Genomic DNA, 18,877 nt, shown 5'->3' with positions numbered 1-18,877 from the left:
GGCGATCGCCCTCCCTAACAACTCTCCCCAGGCTGCTCACAAGCACCAATACTGACCCAACTGGAAGACCCATCTTCCCAGTGTTCTTTTTTCCAGATAGGGGCATTGTGCTTGAGGGTATCGATTGCATACTGGCAGGCCGCAAACGCCTCTGAGCGATGAGGACACCCAACCGCTACCAGCACACTAATTTCGCCAATGCCTAAACGTCCAGTCCGGTGATGAATCGCCACGTGAGTTACATCCGTCCACTTCTGTTGAATTTCGGCGGCAATTTGCTCAAACACTCGCAACGCCATCGGCTCGTAAGCCTGGTACTCCAAACAAACGACCGATCGCCCATCGGTATTGTTGCGAACCATCCCACTCATTATCACCACAGCTCCATTCGCTGGGTCATCGGCTAACTGATAAATGGCGTCCAGCGACAACGGCTCCGAGGTCATCAAGAAATTTGGATTTCCTTGATTAGAGTCAGGAAAGGCGGACGAGAGGGTTGCAGCCAGATTCATGGTTCTAAAATTCGCGTGAATAGGGATTGAGGATCTAGGGGAAAAGCTGAGGCGTTTCTAGAACATGGAAGTAAACCAATGCCACCACCGCCAGAGTATAAAGGGTTGATGTTCCAACCCCCATCAGCACATCCTTCTTCAGGTTACGCTCCCGATTCTCAAACAAAACATCTGTCGCGCCGAACTGCATCATCAGTATGCCCAGCACATTTGAGAGCCAGTACCCTACCACGGTAGCAGGCAAAAACCACTCAGGCGCGAAGAACCGCACCAGGTAGCCAAACCCATAAGCGATCGGCAAATTAAAGAACAGGTCGTTCCACCAGGACAGAGGTGACAGCATAAACCCCAATCCGACCCAAAATCCACCCCGCAGGCGTTTGAGCCAGCGCGACAAAGATGTGGATGAAGTAGCCTCATCCTCCATCTTCTGCCCTGTGCCCTCGGCCTCCTGCCTTACTTCGTCAGCCTTCATCCTTCACCGTGCGCCCACTTCCCATAAGGTACAGCAGCGCCATTCGCACCGCAACGCCACTGGTTACCTGCTGGGAGATCAGGCTGAAAGCTGGGTCATCCATCAACTCGGAGCTGATTTCTACGCCGCGATTGACCGGGCCGGGGTGGAGAACTTTCACGTCGGGTTTGCAGAGTTTGAGGCGATCGCCCGTGATCCCAAACTGCAAGTGATACTCTCGCAGGCTGGGCAGTAGATGGCTCGTCATCCGCTCCCGTTGGAGGCGCAGGGTCATGACGTAATCAGCATCGCGCAGGGCCGGTTCCAGGTGCCAGTGGAAATGGAGCGATCGCGGCACTTCTGGATGAACTGTATTGGCATTCTCCACAAAACCCTTGAACCACTCCGGCAGCAGGGTAGGTGGCCCCGCCAGGTGTACCTCGGCTCCCGCTGCTGTGAGGCTCCAGATATTCGAGCGGGCTACGCGGGAGTGGAGGATGTCGCCCACGATCGCAATCTTTTTCCCGGCCAGCATGGAGAGGCGCGGAGATTTGGGGTTGATCAGGGTGCAGAGGGTGAACAGATCCAGCAACGCCTGAGAGGGGTGTTCGTGCTGGCCATCCCCAGCGTTGAGGACGCCGACGTTGGTTTTGAGGCGATCCATTTCCTCGGCGATCGCCTGAGGCACGCCCGACTCCTTGTGGCGAATCACCATCATGTCGGTGCCCATCGCCAGATAGGTCTTGGCTGTATCCAGAATAGTTTCGCCCTTGGACAGGGAGGAGCTACCTGGGGCAAAGTTGAGTACGTCTGCTGAAAGCCGCTTGGCTGCTAGCTCAAAGCTGCTGCGGGTGCGGGTAGAGGACTCAAAGAACATATTCGTAATCACCTGCCCCTGTAAGGCCGGCACCTTTTTGGTACGGCGGGACAGGACTTCCTGGAAACTGGCAGCCGTTTGTAGAACTGTGTCGTATTCTTCGGGGGTAAAATCTTCAAGAGACAAGACGTGCCGCCGATTCCAGGTTGTCGTTACCATATCTGCTTCAGGAGAAATAACTGGCACAACTTGCAATCCTTTTCTTACTTCGCCATGATTAGAATCCGGACGACTACCCACCCCATCCGAACGATCTTGAGAACACCCGATGGGGTTTGTCTTCGCTTAATTCCAACTTCAGGGCTACCGCAAGCCCACAGGATTGTGCCATGAACCGGATCAACTATAAATCTCTTTCTGCACTGATGGTGGCTTTGAGTCTCTGCATCAGCCTCGCCAGTTGCCGCAACAATACCGCTGAAACTCCCAGAACCGGGTCACCGACAGACAATTTGACCCTCGCTCCCAATGGTTCCCGCAGTGCCAGTCCTTCTCCCAATGCTCCAGGTAGTGCTGCCAGCCCTGCCGCCAGCCCTGGGTCTTCGAGCGAGACTCCCGCTACGGGGCAATCCACCAACTCGGCCAACTCGGTGACAGTGACGGTCTACAAGTCCGATGACCAGTGTGTGAATTTTGAGCCCCAGCAGGTACAGGTGGCGGGCGATCGCCCCTTAGAAGGGGCGGTGGGCAAAGTTCTCGAAAATCAGGGCAGTGGTGACTTCGACCTCTCGGGCTACCGAGTGACCGTTGATCCCAATACCCGCGTCGCCACGGTGGATTTACGTATGAACCCCAACTCCCAGCGCAAGCTAGTGTCTCTCTCCGCCTGCGAGCAGTTCGCTCTCTTCGGTAGCCTGAGGGAAACGCTCGTCAAAAACCCTGACTGGAACATTACCGATGTTCGCTTTACCGAACGGGGCGAGGAAATTGCTTTGTAGATCGATTTTGGAAGATTGATGCATGTCAAAGACTAGATCCCCAGTTTTTTCTGGAAAGAACGGGGATCTAGCCCTTGTAATCCTCAAACCAGTTCCCCGTTTTTCTGAAAGACGGGGAACTGGTTTGAGGATTACTGACTTTACACGCTTGGGTTTAAACTACGGTTGAAAGAATAACGGTTGATGTCATCGCGCTTCACCCAACCCCGTCGCACTCAATACTCATTTGCCAGGTCATTATCAACAAAAACATCAATATGGGTCTTAAAGATACCGATAGACTCCAGCTCTGATAGACAGCGTTCAACGAGAGCTGATGCAATTCCACGGTTCCGATACTCAGGTAAAACGATCACGTGTTGTAAATATCCACGCCGACCATCGTGCCCACACATTGCACAGGCAATTATGCGATCGCCGTCTAGAGCTACAAAGCTTAATCCCCGATTACGTTCAAGGTAGCGGGCTGTCGCTTCTTTTGAATCAGCCGAACGAACTGACACCCCTGGAACTTGTTGCATTAAGTCTAGAACATCATCGTAATGATTAATGGCCATTTCAGCAATTTTCATCATTTTTGGTTTAAACCTGACCAACAATTCAAATGATGCTGCTCCTACCCAATTCTCCAAATCACTTTGACTTTTACAAATTCTCTGAAACCGATTGCTACCGCACAAACTTAAGCCGTGTTAACGGCCGCGCTCATCGGACGCAAATAAGCCTCGCAGCTTAGCTAAGGATCCTTACAAAAATAACTTAATTAACTAAGCTGTCTTTCGCGGCACAATCCGGTAGTTCCATTCTCCATGAAATCGACACCGCTCAATGGCTATTGCATTGAACTGTTCATCCGTCACTTGAATACCCGTGGGATAGAGATTGTCATCCAATTGAGCGTGAACTTCTAAGCCGGTTCCAGTCGTGGTATTGCTAATCAAGTTAATCACAGTTTCTAAACTGGTTAATGGCTGTCCTCTCCAGTTCGTCGTGATCTGACAAAATAAACGGTGCTCAATCTTGTTCCACTTGCTGGTACCCGGTGGAAAATGACAGACATGCAGCGTTAAGCCCGTTTCATCCGCAAATTCCTGCAGCTTCAACTTCCACAATCGATTGCGATAGCCGTTACTCCCGCCACAATCCGCCGTAATCAATAGATGCCGACTGCGGCCATATTGAGTTTGTCCAAGTTGCTGCCACCAACGTCGAATCGATTCAACTGCAAACTCTGCGGTGTCATGATCAATGCCGACATTCACCCATCCCTGGTTCTGAGTCAGGTCATAAATGCCATAGGGAATCGCTTTACCCTCGCTTTGACTCGGAAAATCATGGGTCTTAACCGCAATGGGTTCCCCTTTGGGTTGCCATTCTTGTCCACCATTTTTGAATTGACCCAGGTTCTCCTTCTTCTTGGTATCAATTGAGATCACCGGTCGGTGCCGACCTTGAAATGCTTCCACTTGTTGGGCAATGTGGTGAAACTGCGCATCTCGATCCGGATGTTGCTTGCCTTCTTGAGTTTTGCGATTGTTCTGCAAGCTGTAGCCCATCTCAATCAGTAGGGTATAAACCGTCATGGCACTAATCTGATAGCCTTGCTGCTGCAATGCGTCTGCCAGGTGATTGACGCTTTTGCACGTCCACCGTAAGGGAGATTCGGGTTCTCCTCGGCTGGTGGGTTCCACCAATCGGTCTAAGGCCTCTAAAATCGACGGCGTGTGTTCCTCTACTCGTTTGCGTCCACCCCCCACCTGGCGAATGCGCTCCTTAGGGGGTAAATCCTCTGCTTCTCGTTCCAACTCCTTCAGGCCAGCGCGAATAGTGTTTTGGCTGATACCCGTGGCTCGGTGAACAGCAAGGATACCGCCATAGCCCAAAGCCCGTGCTTCCGTTGCCGCCCATAATCGACGACTGCGCTCGTTGAGGTAAAGACTGAGGTTATGATACTTTTCCTCAATCTGCTTGACTACAGAATCGGAAATCATAGGAAAGGCTGAACATCGCTTTCCTCAGCCTAATCATTCAATGCCTGCTTGAACAAAGTAGTTACGCAACTTATTAATTTAAGAATCCTAAGCATAACGAAACGTTCCGGTACAGTGCGGTTGTTAGGTTGCTGCTGAACCCCTAAACTTAAAATAAAGTCTTCATCAAGAGTTTCATCTCTCTGTCAATAATTGCATGGCACCAAACTAAGCAACCAGATAACGAGCGCTCTAGCATTTAACCATCTACGAATACCTAACTATGTTCTTGTACCTGGCAAGAATATCAGGGTTTTTTCTTAGCCTTTCCTCCAAATCAAACGAGTTCCACCAAAGAATTCTATTTTGTTCCTTCCTGTCCTTTTGCCTTTCTAGCATTTCTGTTAGGTCTCTTGTAATTTGAGTATTTACAACTAACATATAGCCATCGGGTCTATAGTCAAAGATTGTGTTGGCTATATCTACGTCTGCTTTTCCAATTGAGCTACGTTTAGAGCTATTTAAATTAGTTTTACATTGAACAATCATCTTTCCAATTTGAATTGAACTCTCGCCTTTCTCAACCTGACGTTCGTCGTAGCGCATATTGTACTCACATATCAGGTCTCGACCGTTATCACTCTGATTGGTAGGAGCTACTTTCTTAACTGAGAAGATATAGGGTTCACGGTTTAGCAACTCTAGAACAAGATCTTCAAATACAGCGCTATCTTCCCTTGTTTTTATCCTCCACTCGATTTTTCTATCACCAAACAAGAGTTCTATTTCTTGCTGCTGCCGCTTCCATATGAGCTCTTTTTCCTCTGCAACACCGAGGAAACCACTATTTGCGTGTTTAATTACTAAATGCAAATCAGAAACAAACAATAGCTGGTTTTCTTGTGATATCGCAATCGTTTCTGTTGCATCGTTAAGAGAAATAAAAATTTTATGGGCTAGGTCTTCATGCTGATATGAAATTGCATTACTTAGATTTCTAAATAATTCTATTTTCGCACAAACTCCATTTAAACGTTTAATATTACTTTCATTATTAGAGTAAAGTTGCTTCAGAAGCTTCGCTATGTGTGGACTTTGACAAACAGACAACTCCTCAGAAAAGCTTCTAAAATAAAACCAGTCAGGGTTTTTGCGAACATTGGCTACATAAGAAATTTTGTTCCCTAAAACAGATGTAATTTTATCTACCCATTCATTGAGCTCCGGTGATTCAAAAGAAAAGTCTTCTTCTGCGCTCTCAAGACAACCAAGGACATCTCCTTGAAATAGATGATAGACAAACAGAAGGTCAAGAATCCCTAAAAAGACTTCTAAGTCTTGCTTATAGCCTGGGCGTATTCGCTCATTAAAGGGTTGCGCAGGAAAGAGATACATCCCATATAATTCGTCCTCTATTCCACTAAAATCGTTGTGCTCACCTAGAAATCTAAAGGAACAATAGCCTTTGCTTTTCACTATCCCTGCAAAAACTGTCGGAATAATTTCGTGTAGGTCAGTAACCTCTTCAATGCGTATTTGTCTCAAGTAGATTAGTGGAAAGTAAGTGCCATCATCCATAAGGTATAGCGAAATTCGCCATGAAGGACAACACTCCAAAAAAATACTAATGTTACCATTCTCCTGAATAGTAGCTTTAAAGCCAATTTCTTCAACCTTAGTGAGGAATTTGGTTAACATGAAACAACGTGTTTATTACACCTAACAATTGAGTAGGCTAAAGCTTTCGGCCTATCATCAAAATTTAAGGGATCGAGGGGAGGCTTATGCATATTAACCAGATTGGGGCGATCGTGAGAAACTTCCCGCCGAGCTACTTTATTTAGAGAGATCGGGAACAAAACTTCTGCCTATTATCCCGATTTGGTTAAATCGTAAGAAACTTTTTATTCCGTGATCATAAGATAGCGAAAAACCTTCCTTATATTTTTCGACGAGTATTGACAACCGCTCCGATCGCCCTAACCCTCCTCTCACGTAGGCGCTCTTACGAAGCAGTAGCCCTTCTGTAAGCCAGGCAGCACCCATCTACTCATCTACCCACACACCCCTATATAATAGGAAAGATCTCCGTTCACAAATCTACAAATTCCCACCCTGGAGCCTTCATGCTGCGACTGGAACATATCAGCAAAATTTACCCGACGGGCGAAGTGCTCAAGGACGTCAACTGGGAAGTGAAACCGGGCGATCGCATCGGCCTGGTCGGGGTCAACGGTGCAGGCAAATCCACTCAACTGCGGATTATTGCTGGGGAAGAGGAACCGACGAGTGGCGAAATCATCCGTCCCGCCAGCCTGAAGATTGCTCACCTGACCCAGGAGTTTGAGGTCGATCCCTGCCGTACCGTGCGGGAAGAATTTTGGCGGGCCTTTGCGGAAGCCAACGATGTCCATGAATCTCTGATGCAGGTGCAGCGGGATATGGAAACCGCCGACCCCGACACATTGGACAAGCTGATTCACAAACTGGATAAGCTACAGCGGCAGTTTGAAGCATTGAACGGCTATGCGCTGGATGCCGAGATTGAGAAGATCATGCCCGAGCTGGGCTTTGAGTCAGAGGATGGCGATCGCCTCGTCAGTGCCTTCAGTGGCGGATGGCAAATGCGGATGAGCTTGGGCAAAATCCTGCTGCAAACTCCCGACATTCTGCTACTGGACGAGCCGACAAACCACCTGGATCTGGAAACTATTGAGTGGCTGGAAGTTTATCTGAAGGGAATTGACACCCCCATGGTGATCGTCTCCCACGACCGGGAATTCCTCGATCGCCTCTGCACGCAGATTGTGGAAACCGAGCGCGGTGTTTCCACGACCTACCTGGGCAACTATAGCTCCTACCTTCAGCAAAAAGAAGAGAATCGTCAGGCTCAACTAGCTGCCTACGAAGGACAGCAAAAGGAACTCGAAAAACAACAGGCATTCGTAGACAAGTTCCGAGCCAGTGCCACCCGTAGCACCCAGGCCAAGAGCCGCGAGAAGCAACTGGATAAAATCGAACGGATCGAGGCTCCTGTCGGAGATGTGCGGACACTACATTTCCGCTTTCCTCCGGCACCCCGTGGCGGGCGCGAGGTGGTCATGATTGAGGACATGACCCACACCTACGACGACAAAATCCTGTTTTTAGGCACGAATTTATTAATTGAGCGGGGCGATCGCATCGCCTTCCTCGGCCCCAACGGTGCAGGCAAATCCACTCTGCTCCGTCTGATTATGGGCATGGAGCAACCCACTGAAGGCGCAGTAAAACAGGGCACCCACAACATCATCCCTGGCTACTTTGAGCAGAACCAGGCCGAAGCGCTGGATCTGGAAAAGACGGTGCTGGACACTATCCACGACGAAGTGCCCGACTGGAAGAACGAGGAAGTTCGTACCCTATTGGGACGATTTCTGTTCAGCAGCGATTCGGTATTCAAGCAGGTGAAAGCCTTGAGTGGAGGGGAAAAGGCACGTTTGGCTTTAGCCAAAATGCTGCTGCAACCCGCCAACCTGCTCATTCTGGACGAGCCTACCAACCACCTGGATATTCCAGCCAAGGAAATGTTGGAAGAGGCTATTTGCAACTACGATGGCACCGTGTTGATTGTGTCCCACGACCGTTATTTCATCTCCCAGGTTGCCAACAAAATTGTTGAAATTCGGGATGGAGAATTGAAGCTGTTCCGGGGCGACTATCACTACTACCTCGACAAGATTGCTGAGGAGAAAGAAGCGGTGAAGTTGGCAGCGATCGCCGCCGAAGAAGCCGCTAAAGCTGCTGCCAAACGCGAAAAACAAAAGCAAAAGGAAAAGGAAAAGAAGGAAGCTAAAACGGCGGCTAAAGCTGAAAAAAAGGGTAAGTAACCCTGTTTGAGTAACTGGATGATAGAAACCCGGTGCTTTAAAAACACCGGGTTTTTAGGTTTTTCTAAGTCAGCGAATTTAGCTAATGCATATAGCGCTGTGCGGGTTTATGGTGTTGTGGGGCGCGTAGCCCCCCACAACACCGTTTCTGTCCTTAAACCGCTATGGACCGAAACCTTGCCGTTCGGAAATGGCTCATACTGCATTGAAGAACTTAGAGATTCAAACCTTCCATAAGGACGGCTCCCAATGCTCATAGCTCTCGAAGGTGCGCCTGCCGTTGGCAAATCCACAACATCCCAGGCTTTGGTGAAGCAACATCAAGTCTTTGTGGTGCCTGAGGTGAACAAGCTCTTTGCCCGTCCTCAGAATGAGCCTGAACAGTGGTATTTGAATCGACAAGTTGCCCGATGGGAAGTGGGTTTGCGACAAGTCAAAAACTGTGACCGCATTCTCTTTGACGGGGATTTGTTCCAACCTCTCTGGTTTAGCTGGATTTATCCCGACGAGCCGTGGACACCTCTTGAAGCAGCAGAAGCTTTTTACCAAGAACAAATCGTAGCTGGCAGACTTGGCTTTCCGGATGTGTATTTTATCTTATGGACAAGCCCTGAAGAACGGCGACAACGGGAATATGAACGAGGGCGGGCTTTAAACCAGGATGATGCCAAAATTGAGGCAAAGGTTCAACGATACGAACAATTCGCGAGCCCACAACTTCAATATTTCAAAGCATTTCAACAGCTTTTTCCGGAGAGGGTTCAGTTTGTTCAGTCCTCAACGGTTGAGGAGAATGTGAGGGCGATCGCCTCCACCCCACCTCCCCTAAAAAAGGAACAAGACTTAGAAATATTGGACAGATTAGTTGAATGGTTACGAGTCAATAAACCCAAGCAGGGCTTAGATCTATAGACTGCCTGCATGAATGGGTGCGCGGTTAAATCTGCACCATTAAAAAAACTACACAAGCCTGTGAAACGGATCAATCTGGAATGACCTATATCTCCTTTGTAGTCTTAGCAAGTGACTACTAAATTGATGAGCTAGCTACACGCTCATCTACATAACTTGACGAGGATTTCTATATGGAGTGGTATTTGACAGCTCTCCAAAAGTACGCCGTTATAAGTGGACGAGCCCGACGTAGAGAGTATTGGTACTTTGTTCTATTTAACTTTCTGATTTCCCTTGGACTGGGTATTATTGATGGGGTCTTAGGCTTGACCATTGAGGGGGGGTTGGGGGTCCTGGGTGGCCTTTATTCACTGGCTGTATTTATTCCAGGCACTGCTGTTACAGTTAGACGACTTCACGATACAGGTCGTAGTGGATGGTGGCTTCTTCTGGTCTTAGTCCCTCTCATTGGCCCTTTGGTTGTGCTGTTTTTTCTGGTCGGTGATAGCCAACCTGGAACCAATCAGTACGGCTAACAATATTGTCACGTTTGGCCTATATCGCGATATAGTCGCTTAAAAAAGTTGCGTACGCTTGGTGTACGCAACTTTTTTTGGTCAACTTTGAGATGTCAGAACTTATATCAAATTCGGTTGAAAGTGGTGTTACACGCTTAATAAACGTGTATAACACCACAGATCCAATAGAAGTACCCAATGAGAACAAAGCTTACGCCCTGGATAGTTTAAACTAGGGACGCGATCGCTTCACCCGTCGATACTTAACATGAAGACGGAAGCCCAATAATAGAAGGACTCTGATACGAATGCACCTAGAAATTCTTGTGCTTCGGGAGACATAAGTTATGCAAGTTTCATCAGGAGCAACAGTGGACAAACAACGGAAAAAACGATCTGTCTAAACCTTCGCGGCATGCAAAATTGCTCTATGCAGGGGTGGAAACCCTTTAGATACTACAAAGGATCGCTACATGTTGTTGCTTCAATTCAGCACCTCTCATTACTGTCGTAAAGCTCGTTTGGCCTTGGGTTATAAGGGTATCTCCTACCGGGTTGAGAACTTAACTCCAGGCATCCATGCCTTGAAGCTACGACCCCTCACGGGATTAACCACAACGCCAGTACTGCTCCCCGAAGTGCCGGGAGAGGTCGAGGCGATCGCCGACTCCACCCACATCCTCACCTTCCTCGATCGCTACCAACCTGACCCACCGCTATTCCCAACGGAACCAAACCTGCGCAATGAAGTCAATTTGCTAGAAGATTGGCTCGACGAAAGTATTGGAGTGGCCACGCGGTTTGTGTACTACGACTACCGATCTGGAGAAGGTAAAGCACTCGATCCATCCCTGGCGAGCCAGGCCGTTATTCAGATAGTGCGCAAGCAGTATGGCATGACCCCAGCGCGGGTCACGTTGGCGAGCGATCGCCTTGCCAACGCCCTCGACGCACTCCAACGGTGGGAGAAAGCGTATCTAGTAGGCGATCGCTTCACCGCAGCCGACCTCACCGCAGCCGCTCTACTCAGCCCTTTGGCCCGATTACCTTACTATCGTCAGAACTACCCTTGGCTGTTTGCGCGTATCATCGAAGTGCATGAACGCTGCCATGAACCCCTTCCCCCTGGATTAGAAACCGATTCTCTATCCGTCTAATTGCGCTATGTCTAAAGCCACTGCTTCTCGCCTTTGCCTATCCCTCCTCGGTTTATCGATTGCCCTTCCCCTCACGCCAGCAGTGGCCCTGCCACCCCCAGACGATATTCCCGAAGAAGTGTTACGGACACAAATTGTGCTGGAGGGGCGATCGCCTGAAGATGGCGAATTGCTCTCCGCCCGTGAGTACGCCGAACAGGATGCGGCAACAGATGCTAACCTCAATGCTCCCGGCATTGTTACCGGGCAGATTGCACAACTCGTCACGCTGCTGCGTATTCGTAAAGCATTGCGATTCGTGTTGCCAATCATTCCCTAAAACAGGCCGTGTTTCCAATATGTGGTTGTGAAGCAGTTGCTAGCTCCCTTTCCACAACCAACGATGCGTCTATAGCGCGGTGCAAATTCTTTACAACGCTTTGCGCTCGAATCAGTCACGGTTGCTTTTGTGAGAGCCACGCGGAGCGCAGCTCTCGCAAAAACAACCAGATTTTAAGCACTTAAAAAGCACTGTAAGTACCCAGGAATGGGGGGTGTGGTATTGCACATCCTATCCCCTGTGTACTTGACGTGCTTGCATACTGCTCTATTGATTGCATGTATCTGAATGTGTAACGAGAGCCATGCAGCTCAAATGACTGGTTAAGGTGAAATCGGAGTACATCACTCCTGCCCCTTAGTCGATCTAACGCATTCATCAAAAGGAATTGAAACGATGGTACGCCGTGGACTTCCTGTTGCTCGCTGGCCCCAAGCTTCTGCTCTGTTGTTGTCGCTAACCCTGCTGGTAGGGGGTGTTGCCGAAGCCCCAGAAGCTTTTGCCAACCCTAACCTCACAACCTCTTCACCTCCAGCTATCGGTGACACGTCCCACATTCCTCCCCAAATGCTCGTAAACCGGGTACTACGCACCGCTTCCCGCGACATTGGATTAGCGCGCCGAAACCTACAAATTCAGCGCTTTAGCCGGGAAACCTGGACGGATGGATGTTTGGGTTTAGGTGGCCCAGCAGAACTATGCCTGGCAGCGACGGTAGAAGGTTGGCAGATGGAAGTCACCAACGGCGAACGGAGCTGGTTCTATCGCACCGATGCAAGCGGCCAGACCATCCGCCGGGTTGAGCGGCCTGATGTATTGCCGCCTTCGGTGCGCGATCGCCTTCTCGCTGAAGCTGCCCGCCAACTCAACGTTCCCGTATCGGAGCTGGGCGTGCTCTCTTCAGAGCCCCGTACCTGGGATGGTTGTATGGGCATCGTTATTTCAGCCGCGCAGGTGTGCCAGGACATGGGCATTTTAGGGTGGCGTGCTCAGGTTCAACGGGGTGAAGCCACCGCAACAGCCCCCACCTGGGTCTTCCATCTCAACAGCGATGGCACCGATGTGCGATTAAATCCACGACCTGAAGACCCAAGCACCAGAGCCATTCCGACCAAGATGAACAGTGCTGAGTTGCAAGTCTGGTTAGATACCCAGGATCGCCGTAACATCAACACTGGGGCGGTACAGGAGCGAATTCCCACAGAAGCGCTAGTCACATGGCTGCGGGAACACTGGCAGCAGGGCAGTGACCCCGCTGAGGTACAGGCTGCCCTGCAAGCGGCAGATTGGCAAAGCGGTCCCGAAGATTTTCAGGTCATGGATTTGAATGGGGATGGTCGGGATGAGTGGCTCTTGACCATTCGTCTTGACCCCAATCCGTTGCCCTGGGGACGGTCAGGAGATTTCTGGATCATTGGTGATAGCGATCGCCTCCTCCACCGCTTCTTTGAGCCCGAAGATTACTTCCGGGCTAGCTCAGAGGAAAACCCCATTCCCCTCTCACGGGAGTTCTCCTTGAGTGCGCCTCAAATCGTCGCGCTTCAAGACTACACCGGGGATGGAGCCCCCGAAATTCTGCTACAACGCCAGATGTGCGGGGCTCACACCTGTACTCAGAGCTACACCGTCTTGAGCTACCGAGATGGAGCCATTCACTCCTTGATCTCCCAAGCGCCTTCGTTGGAAACAGAAGGTCTTTCCGTTGTCATGCCCGCTTCTGAAGTGCGCCCTTCCCGAGATGAGAACGGAGATGGTCGCCCTGACCTGGTGCTTCATGGCGGGGTGATCAGCAGTGCAGGAGCGGGATTGCAGCGCCCTCGCATGGAAGTTTGGTCCTGGAATGGTACTGGCATGACCCATTACGACACCTACTGGGACTACAGCGACTATCGGTTCCATTTGCTGTATGAGGCAAACTACCGTATGGCTCAAGGTGGGCGTGAGCGAGCGAGCGCCCTCTACCGCCAGGTGATTGATGACGAGTCGTTGCGCAATGACCTCTGGTGGAATACATCCGGGAGTGTTTACGATAGCAGTCGTCAGTTTGCTGCCTTCCGCTTAATGATGATGGGGATGATGGCGGGCGATCGCCATGAAGTCGATACCTGGCAGGGCTGGCTGTGGCTCACCTACCCCGACGCTCCCATCACCGAAGCTGCTCGTCAAGCGGCCGAGCTGTGGAATAACGGGTCTTCTCTGGAGGCGGCCTGTACCGCTGCTCACGATTACCTGACGCCTCTGGATAAACCCGAAGATGACCCTGTAGCCTCCGATGGCCCTACAGGCCCACTTCGGTACATGGGCTATGGCAATCCTGAATTAAAGGGCTCAGATGTTTGTCCCTTAGACTTGGTGCGAGGAACGACGCCCTAACCATCGCTCAAGTACGTAGGCGTAATTAACCCCAAAGTGCTGCGCCACCCCCAATGCGAGTGGCGCAGCACTTTGGGGTTTATGGTTACAGGACTTACGCATTTGTGTTGTAGGTGGGGTGCGAAGCACCCCACCTACAACACAAATACACTACAGATAGCGGGCTTGCGTAAGTCCTGGGTTAACTGAGTTGAGTGACTTTTGTTGGACGAGCTGCAAAAGGTTCTTGACGAGAGCCTTTTGCAGCTCGTCAGCTTTCTCAGTTGCGTCCGCTTTGCCGCTCACGAATCACAGTACTGGCTGTAAATTAAAGCGTTAGAAACAACTGAAATTCTACTTTTTCCAACCTTCCCACCAATGGCTCAATCTGCCCCCCCAGACAAACCGCAATCTGGCATCCGAGGCAAAGGGACGTTAGCCCTTCTGGCAACATTTCTAGCTTCCCTTTGGGTTCCCTGGCTCTTGAGTCTTGTGAGCTGCTTTCTCAGCCTGTGGATTGTCATTCCGGCTCCCACATTTTCCTTGCTGCCCCTAGGAGTGGGAACGCCAGAAGTCAGCCCCTGGTTAGTTGTTGTGAATGCGATCGCCCTGCTGCTCGTAGCACTGCGGCTCCAATCGAGCTGGATATATGGCGTCGCCCTAGGAGTAAGCCTGCTGGGTCTGCTGCTCAGCCTATTGCCTCTAATCCAGTTCCCAGCCGCCAATGCTCGCATTGCGACAGCGATGGAAGCCGAATTTGGGGCAGCGGTGCTGACACCTCCCATTTCTCAGGTGTTGCGCTCCCATCCGTTCGTCTGGATCGATGCGTTTCGGGGGATTCGGGTGCCAGAAGTTCGCGTAGATCGAGGTATTCCGTTTGCCACTGTGGATGGGGTTAAATTAACCCTTAATCTCTATCGCCCTTCGACAGTGGGGCTGCACCCGGCGATCGCTGTCATTTACGGAGGAGCCTGGCAAGCTGGCACACCTGCCAATGACGAAACCTTTAGCCGTTATATGGCCGCTCAGGGTTATACAGTGGTGGCTCTGGATTACCGCCATGCGCCACAATTCCGCTATCCAGCACAGCTCGAAGATGTGCGAACGGCATTGTCATTCATTCAGACCCAGGCAGAAGCATTTGAAATCGATCGCCAGCGCATTGCCCTGTTGGGGCGATCGGCAGGTGCACATCTGGCCTCTCTGCTAGCTTATGGGCAAAGTCCTCTACCGATTCGAGCGATCGTCAACTACTACGGGCCAACAAACCTGATCGAGGGCTATACTGACCCACCGGTGCCGGACCCAATCAACACTTGCGCCATCTTGGAAGCGTTTTTGGGGGGCAACCCCGATCAAGTGCCACAAATTTATCAGGAGGCCTCTCCCGTCAATCACATTTCACCCAACCTGCCTCCCTCGCTGCTCGTCTACCCAAGCCGCGATCACATCGTTCTTCCCAGGTTTGGACGGCAGCTCCATGAGAAACTGCAAGCATCGGGAAACCAGGCTGCTCTGCTCGAAATCCCCTGGGCAGAACATGCCTTTGACGCCGTTTTCAATGGTGTGAGCAATCAGCTTGCCCTATACTACACAGAGCGATTTCTTGCCTGGGCATTAAGGGAACTGCCATGACGCAGCTAAAAGATGCCGTTGTGCTGATTACAGGAGCGACGGGTGGCTTTGGGCAGGAGATTACTCGACAGTTACTTATGGCAGGAAGTCGGCTCATTTTGGCGGATCTGGATGGGGCAAAGCTGGAGCAGCTAGCCGCCATGCAGTCCAGTATTTCGGCGGGAAAAGTGCTGGCTTGTGTAGCAGCAGAGCTCTCCACAGTTGAGGGCTGTGAGCTGCTCTACAAACAGGTTCAAGCACTTAACACATCAATTGATATTTTGATTAACAATGCGGGGATTGCGGTGTTTGGTCGCATGGACGAAGTACCCCGTGACCAATGGGAACGGCTGATGCAGATTAATCTTCTGGCTCCCATGCGACTGAGCAGCTTATTTGTTCCAGAGATGATTGCGCGGCGATCGGGGCATATTGTCAACATTTCATCAGCGGCGGGTTGGGTGGCGATCGCAGGTCTCACACACTATGCCACCAGCAAGTTTGGACTACGGGGCTTTAGTGAAGGACTGCAGGCTGAAGTGAAACCTTACAACGTTCGGGTAACAGCCGTTTATCCATTTTTTAGTCGTACTCCTATTCTGCAATCCAAGCGTTATGGCAGCTTACAAGAAAAAGCTAAGGGCATTCCAGATAACTTAATTACAGATCCGGCTGTCGTGATACGTCATACAATTCGGGCAATTGAACGCAATCAACTGCACGTCTTTCCCGATCGCACGGCATACATCCTTCATCTACTCAAACGTTTTGCTCCCTGGCTGCTCAAATCGTTGTAGGCTTCGCGAAGCGCACGAAAAACAACTTTCAAAACAAGCCCTAGACTGGATGAATAGCAGACATCATCGGAGGATACGTTGTGTTGCAGAGCGATCGCCCCAGGGTAACGCCCCAGGCCGTTGACCGAACCGATCGACACCTTATCCTGGGAGCCGGATTTGTGGGGCTGGGCATGGCTCAGGCACTTCAAGCGGCTGGAATTGCTTATGATCAGGTCGATGCCAGCGATCAAATTGGTGGTAACTGGTATCACGGCGTTTATCAAACCGCACATATTATTTCATCGCGGAAGGTGACTCAATTTACGCACTTTCCTATGCCCGCCGATTATCCTGATTTTCCCAGTGCTACACAAATGCGGGATTATCTGAATGCCTTTGCGGATCACTTTAATTTACGTCCCTCCATTGAATTAAACTGTGCCGTTCAAGCGGTGCAACCCGTCGAGAACAATTACTGGCACGTCACATTTGCGAACGGAGAACAGCGAATTTACAAAGGTGTATTACTCTGCAACGGGCATCATTGGGATAAACGCTTTCCACAATTTCAAGGCAAATTTAATGGCGAAATTATTCACTCCAAAGATTACAAACATCCAGACCAACTCCGAGAAAAACGGGTACTGGTAATTGGTGGAGGTAACTCTGCCTGTGATATTGCGGCAGAAGCCGGTCGTGTTGGGGCAAAGTCGGTCTTAAGTCTGCGCGAATCTGTCTGGTTTTTGCCCAAAACCTTTGCCGGAAACCCAATCACCGATTTGATTCAGGGGTGGATGCCAGAATCGCTGCAACGCCTGATTGCCTACGGCATTATTCGTCTCACCTTTGGTAAACATGAGGACTATGGTTTAGCCAAACCCACTTACCGCATCTTTGAAAAACACCCCACCCTGAACAACGAAGTGCCCTATTACATTCAACATGGGCGCATCCACCCGAAACCAGCGGTACGAGAACTCAAAGGGGACATTGTTGAATTCGTTGATGGGAGCTGCGAAGCCTTTGATTTAATTGTCTGTGCTACCGGGTTTCATGTTTCCTATCCCTTTCTACCGCCTGCCCTGCAGCGTACTGAGGGGGCGATCGTTCAATGTTATGGCAGCTGCTTTTTAGACGACTACAAGGGAATTTATTACATCGGCTGGGGTCAGGCACGGGGCGGTGTTGGCTCTCTGATCGCAGCCTATGGGCCCTTTTTTGCCCGCTGTCTCAAACTCCAGGATGAAATTCAGGTACCGCTGGGTCTGGTTTTCAAGGAAATGGGCATGCAGCTTCCCAAAACACACCTTTCCGATCCACATGCTGCTTTTCGCCAGCTGAAGCTTGCCAGCCTGGGGTTTGGCTGGCTCACTTATAAAGCACATCAGGTCGATCGCCAGTACCCCAATTTTCAAAACACGATCTAACATTAGTTCGGACAGTTTTTCTGAAACCCTTGATTTTGCGTGCGCGAAGCGCACGCAAAATCAAGGGTTTCAGAAAAACTGTCCAGAGTATTGATCTAATATACTCTTCGCCATTTTAGGAGATTTCTGAGAAACAATATCCCCATTATTTGGAAAAAAGGCGCGGCTTCGCCGCGCCTTTTTTCCAAATAATGGGGAAGCTCTTATCTGGAAACCTCCTTAGTTAGGAGAAGAAAGTGCTTTGTACTCTCTTCTCCTAACCAAAGTGCTATTGCTATATGAAATCCAATTTCACAATAAGTCATGCACCACTTCCAATGGGATGAGATAGAAAGACTCTCGTATCCCATCCCATTGAGAAATCCAATATTTGGCTTAGCTTAATTGTTGAATATAGCGCATCAGATCGTTATCCCGGTTGAGCCAGCCTTGTAAAAACACTCGTTGACTGGGGTCCCGGTTGACTCGACGGTAGCGATAGTCGATCCGGAGTTGTGGGTAGCGAAGACCCAAATCAGCATGGTTGCATTGACCCAAAGCTGTTTGAGTGCGGGGGCCAAAAACGCGATCGACCGGGACGCGCAATAATTCTTGCAGGAACAGTGTGGCTCCACCAACACCAAAGTTCACAGCCGTATCGAAATGGGCGATCGCCAACGGTCGCGCCATCGCCTCACAACGAGCAGGCTTCCAATACATATTCTCGTAAATCTCGCGCACTTCGGCATCTGTGATGAACCGCACACTCTGCCGGGGTAGGCCTTTCCGCGCGCGATAATCCCGATAGGTCGCTGTGGTAATGCCCTTATTCGTTTCACCCCCATGATCAGCGGGGTGATTCACATACCCTCCCTCCCACCTGAGGGTAAAGCGAAGGGCTTCTTCAAACAGAGAGCGAGATGGTGGGGGCAGAGGCGGGGAAGATGGAATTGCCTTCAGGAGCAGGCCCGCCGCTCGGGGAGAAAGTTCGTCAGCGAGAAGCCCAAAACGATAGCAGAAGGCCGTGTAGGCCGATGCTGTATCAGCCCGCCAGATCCCGTCAGCGTTACCCAGCAGAAACCCTAACCGCCGTAACGCTGACTGAATTGACTGCACCACGGAACGCTCATCCCGCAGGCTGGAAAGAGGATAACTGATGGTGTCGCGGGCGATCGCCGCCAAACTCAGTTCCGGCATAGGTCACAACACGAAGTTGAC

At 50.5% G+C, this 18,877-nt stretch carries 16 protein-coding genes and 1 pseudogene; 10 read left to right on the top strand and 7 right to left on the bottom strand.

The annotated features are described in order from the left end of the window. Positions 1–14: 14 nt before the first annotated feature. The 3 genes from NDI52_RS09505 to NDI52_RS09495 are packed head-to-tail and all read right to left on the bottom strand — an operon-like array spanning position 15 to position 2,002. Positions 15–512 carry a molybdenum cofactor biosynthesis protein MoaE gene (locus tag NDI52_RS09505; RefSeq protein ID WP_190774207.1) on the bottom strand — a complete coding sequence of 166 codons (498 nt, stop codon included), beginning with the start codon at positions 510–512 and terminating at the stop codon, positions 15–17. 34 nt (positions 513–546) lie between these two features. Beyond that, positions 547–987 carry a hypothetical protein gene (locus NDI52_RS09500; RefSeq protein WP_242035978.1) on the bottom strand — a complete coding sequence of 147 codons (441 nt, stop codon included), beginning with the start codon at positions 985–987 and terminating at the stop codon, positions 547–549. Continuing rightward, positions 977–2,002: an aspartate carbamoyltransferase catalytic subunit gene (locus tag NDI52_RS09495; protein WP_190774248.1), complete on the bottom strand. Its 1,026-nt coding sequence runs from the start codon at positions 2,000–2,002 to the stop codon at positions 977–979. The genes NDI52_RS09500 and NDI52_RS09495 overlap by 11 nt, the downstream gene beginning before the upstream one ends. 170 nt (positions 2,003–2,172) lie before the next feature. Between NDI52_RS09495 and NDI52_RS09490 the strand changes: the two genes are divergently transcribed. After that, on the top strand, positions 2,173–2,781 hold the full coding sequence (locus NDI52_RS09490) for a sporulation/spore germination protein (RefSeq protein ID WP_190774206.1): 609 nt from the start codon (positions 2,173–2,175) through the stop codon (positions 2,779–2,781). Between the two features lie 218 nt (positions 2,782–2,999). Here NDI52_RS09490 and NDI52_RS09485 read toward each other — a convergent pair. The 3 genes and pseudogenes from NDI52_RS09485 to NDI52_RS09475 all read right to left on the bottom strand — a co-directional run. Next, positions 3,000–3,356, bottom strand: a pseudogene (locus tag NDI52_RS09485) (GNAT family N-acetyltransferase); the annotation flags it as partial. 192 nt (positions 3,357–3,548) lie between these two features. Further along, positions 3,549–4,772 (bottom strand): ISAzo13 family transposase, encoded by a 1,224-nt coding sequence (locus tag NDI52_RS09480; RefSeq protein ID WP_190774204.1) that lies wholly within the window; start codon positions 4,770–4,772, stop codon positions 3,549–3,551. A 246-nt stretch (positions 4,773–5,018) separates the two neighbouring features. After that, positions 5,019–6,449, bottom strand: a complete 1,431-nt coding sequence (locus NDI52_RS09475; RefSeq protein ID WP_190774203.1) for a hypothetical protein — start codon at positions 6,447–6,449, stop codon at positions 5,019–5,021. Positions 6,450–6,877: 428 nt separating this feature from the next. On the opposite strand from NDI52_RS09475, the gene NDI52_RS09470 reads away from it, so the two are divergent. The 9 genes from NDI52_RS09470 to NDI52_RS09430 all read left to right on the top strand — a co-directional run bounded on the left by NDI52_RS09470 (position 6,878) and on the right by NDI52_RS09430 (position 17,680). Continuing rightward, positions 6,878–8,620 carry an ABC-F family ATP-binding cassette domain-containing protein gene (locus NDI52_RS09470; RefSeq protein ID WP_190774202.1) on the top strand — a complete coding sequence of 581 codons (1,743 nt, stop codon included), beginning with the start codon at positions 6,878–6,880 and terminating at the stop codon, positions 8,618–8,620. Positions 8,621–8,869: 249 nt separating this feature from the next. Next, a complete protein-coding gene (locus NDI52_RS09465; protein ID WP_190774201.1) occupies positions 8,870–9,532 on the top strand; it encodes a hypothetical protein in 663 nt (220 codons plus the stop codon). Positions 9,533–9,705: 173 nt separating this feature from the next. Next, the gene (locus NDI52_RS09460; RefSeq protein WP_190774200.1) at positions 9,706–10,050 is read left to right on the top strand and encodes a DUF805 domain-containing protein; all 345 of its coding nucleotides are present in this window, start codon (positions 9,706–9,708) and stop codon (positions 10,048–10,050) included. Between the two features lie 455 nt (positions 10,051–10,505). Beyond that, positions 10,506–11,189 carry a glutathione S-transferase family protein gene (locus tag NDI52_RS09455; RefSeq protein WP_190774199.1) on the top strand — a complete coding sequence of 228 codons (684 nt, stop codon included), beginning with the start codon at positions 10,506–10,508 and terminating at the stop codon, positions 11,187–11,189. Between the two features lie 7 nt (positions 11,190–11,196). Continuing rightward, on the top strand, positions 11,197–11,508 hold the full coding sequence (locus NDI52_RS09450) for a hypothetical protein (protein WP_190774198.1): 312 nt from the start codon (positions 11,197–11,199) through the stop codon (positions 11,506–11,508). Between the two features lie 396 nt (positions 11,509–11,904). After that, a complete protein-coding gene (locus NDI52_RS09445) occupies positions 11,905–13,881 on the top strand; it encodes a hypothetical protein (RefSeq protein ID WP_190774197.1) in 1,977 nt (658 codons plus the stop codon). A gap of 357 nt (positions 13,882–14,238) precedes the next feature. Next, on the top strand, positions 14,239–15,495 hold the full coding sequence (locus tag NDI52_RS09440) for an alpha/beta hydrolase (RefSeq protein ID WP_190774196.1): 1,257 nt from the start codon (positions 14,239–14,241) through the stop codon (positions 15,493–15,495). Continuing rightward, positions 15,492–16,271 (top strand): SDR family NAD(P)-dependent oxidoreductase, encoded by a 780-nt coding sequence (locus NDI52_RS09435; protein ID WP_190774195.1) that lies wholly within the window; start codon positions 15,492–15,494, stop codon positions 16,269–16,271. Before NDI52_RS09440 ends, NDI52_RS09435 begins: the two co-directional genes overlap by 4 nt. Before the next feature lie 80 nt (positions 16,272–16,351). Beyond that, a complete protein-coding gene (locus NDI52_RS09430) occupies positions 16,352–17,680 on the top strand; it encodes an NAD(P)-binding domain-containing protein (RefSeq protein WP_347280084.1) in 1,329 nt (442 codons plus the stop codon). A 375-nt stretch (positions 17,681–18,055) separates the two neighbouring features. Here the strand turns inward: NDI52_RS09430 and NDI52_RS09425 are convergent, their stop codons facing one another. After that, positions 18,056–18,856 carry a glycosyl hydrolase 108 family protein gene (locus NDI52_RS09425; protein WP_190773391.1) on the bottom strand — a complete coding sequence of 267 codons (801 nt, stop codon included), beginning with the start codon at positions 18,854–18,856 and terminating at the stop codon, positions 18,056–18,058. Positions 18,857–18,877: the final 21 nt, after the last annotated feature.

The sequence above is a fragment of the Leptolyngbya sp. PL-A3 genome (genome assembly GCF_039962325.1).
In the GTDB taxonomy this organism is placed as follows: Bacteria; Cyanobacteriota; Cyanobacteriia; order Elainellales; family Elainellaceae; genus Vacuolonema.
Note: the sequence above shows the minus strand (reverse complement) of the source record. Positions and strands in the feature narration are given on the sequence as shown.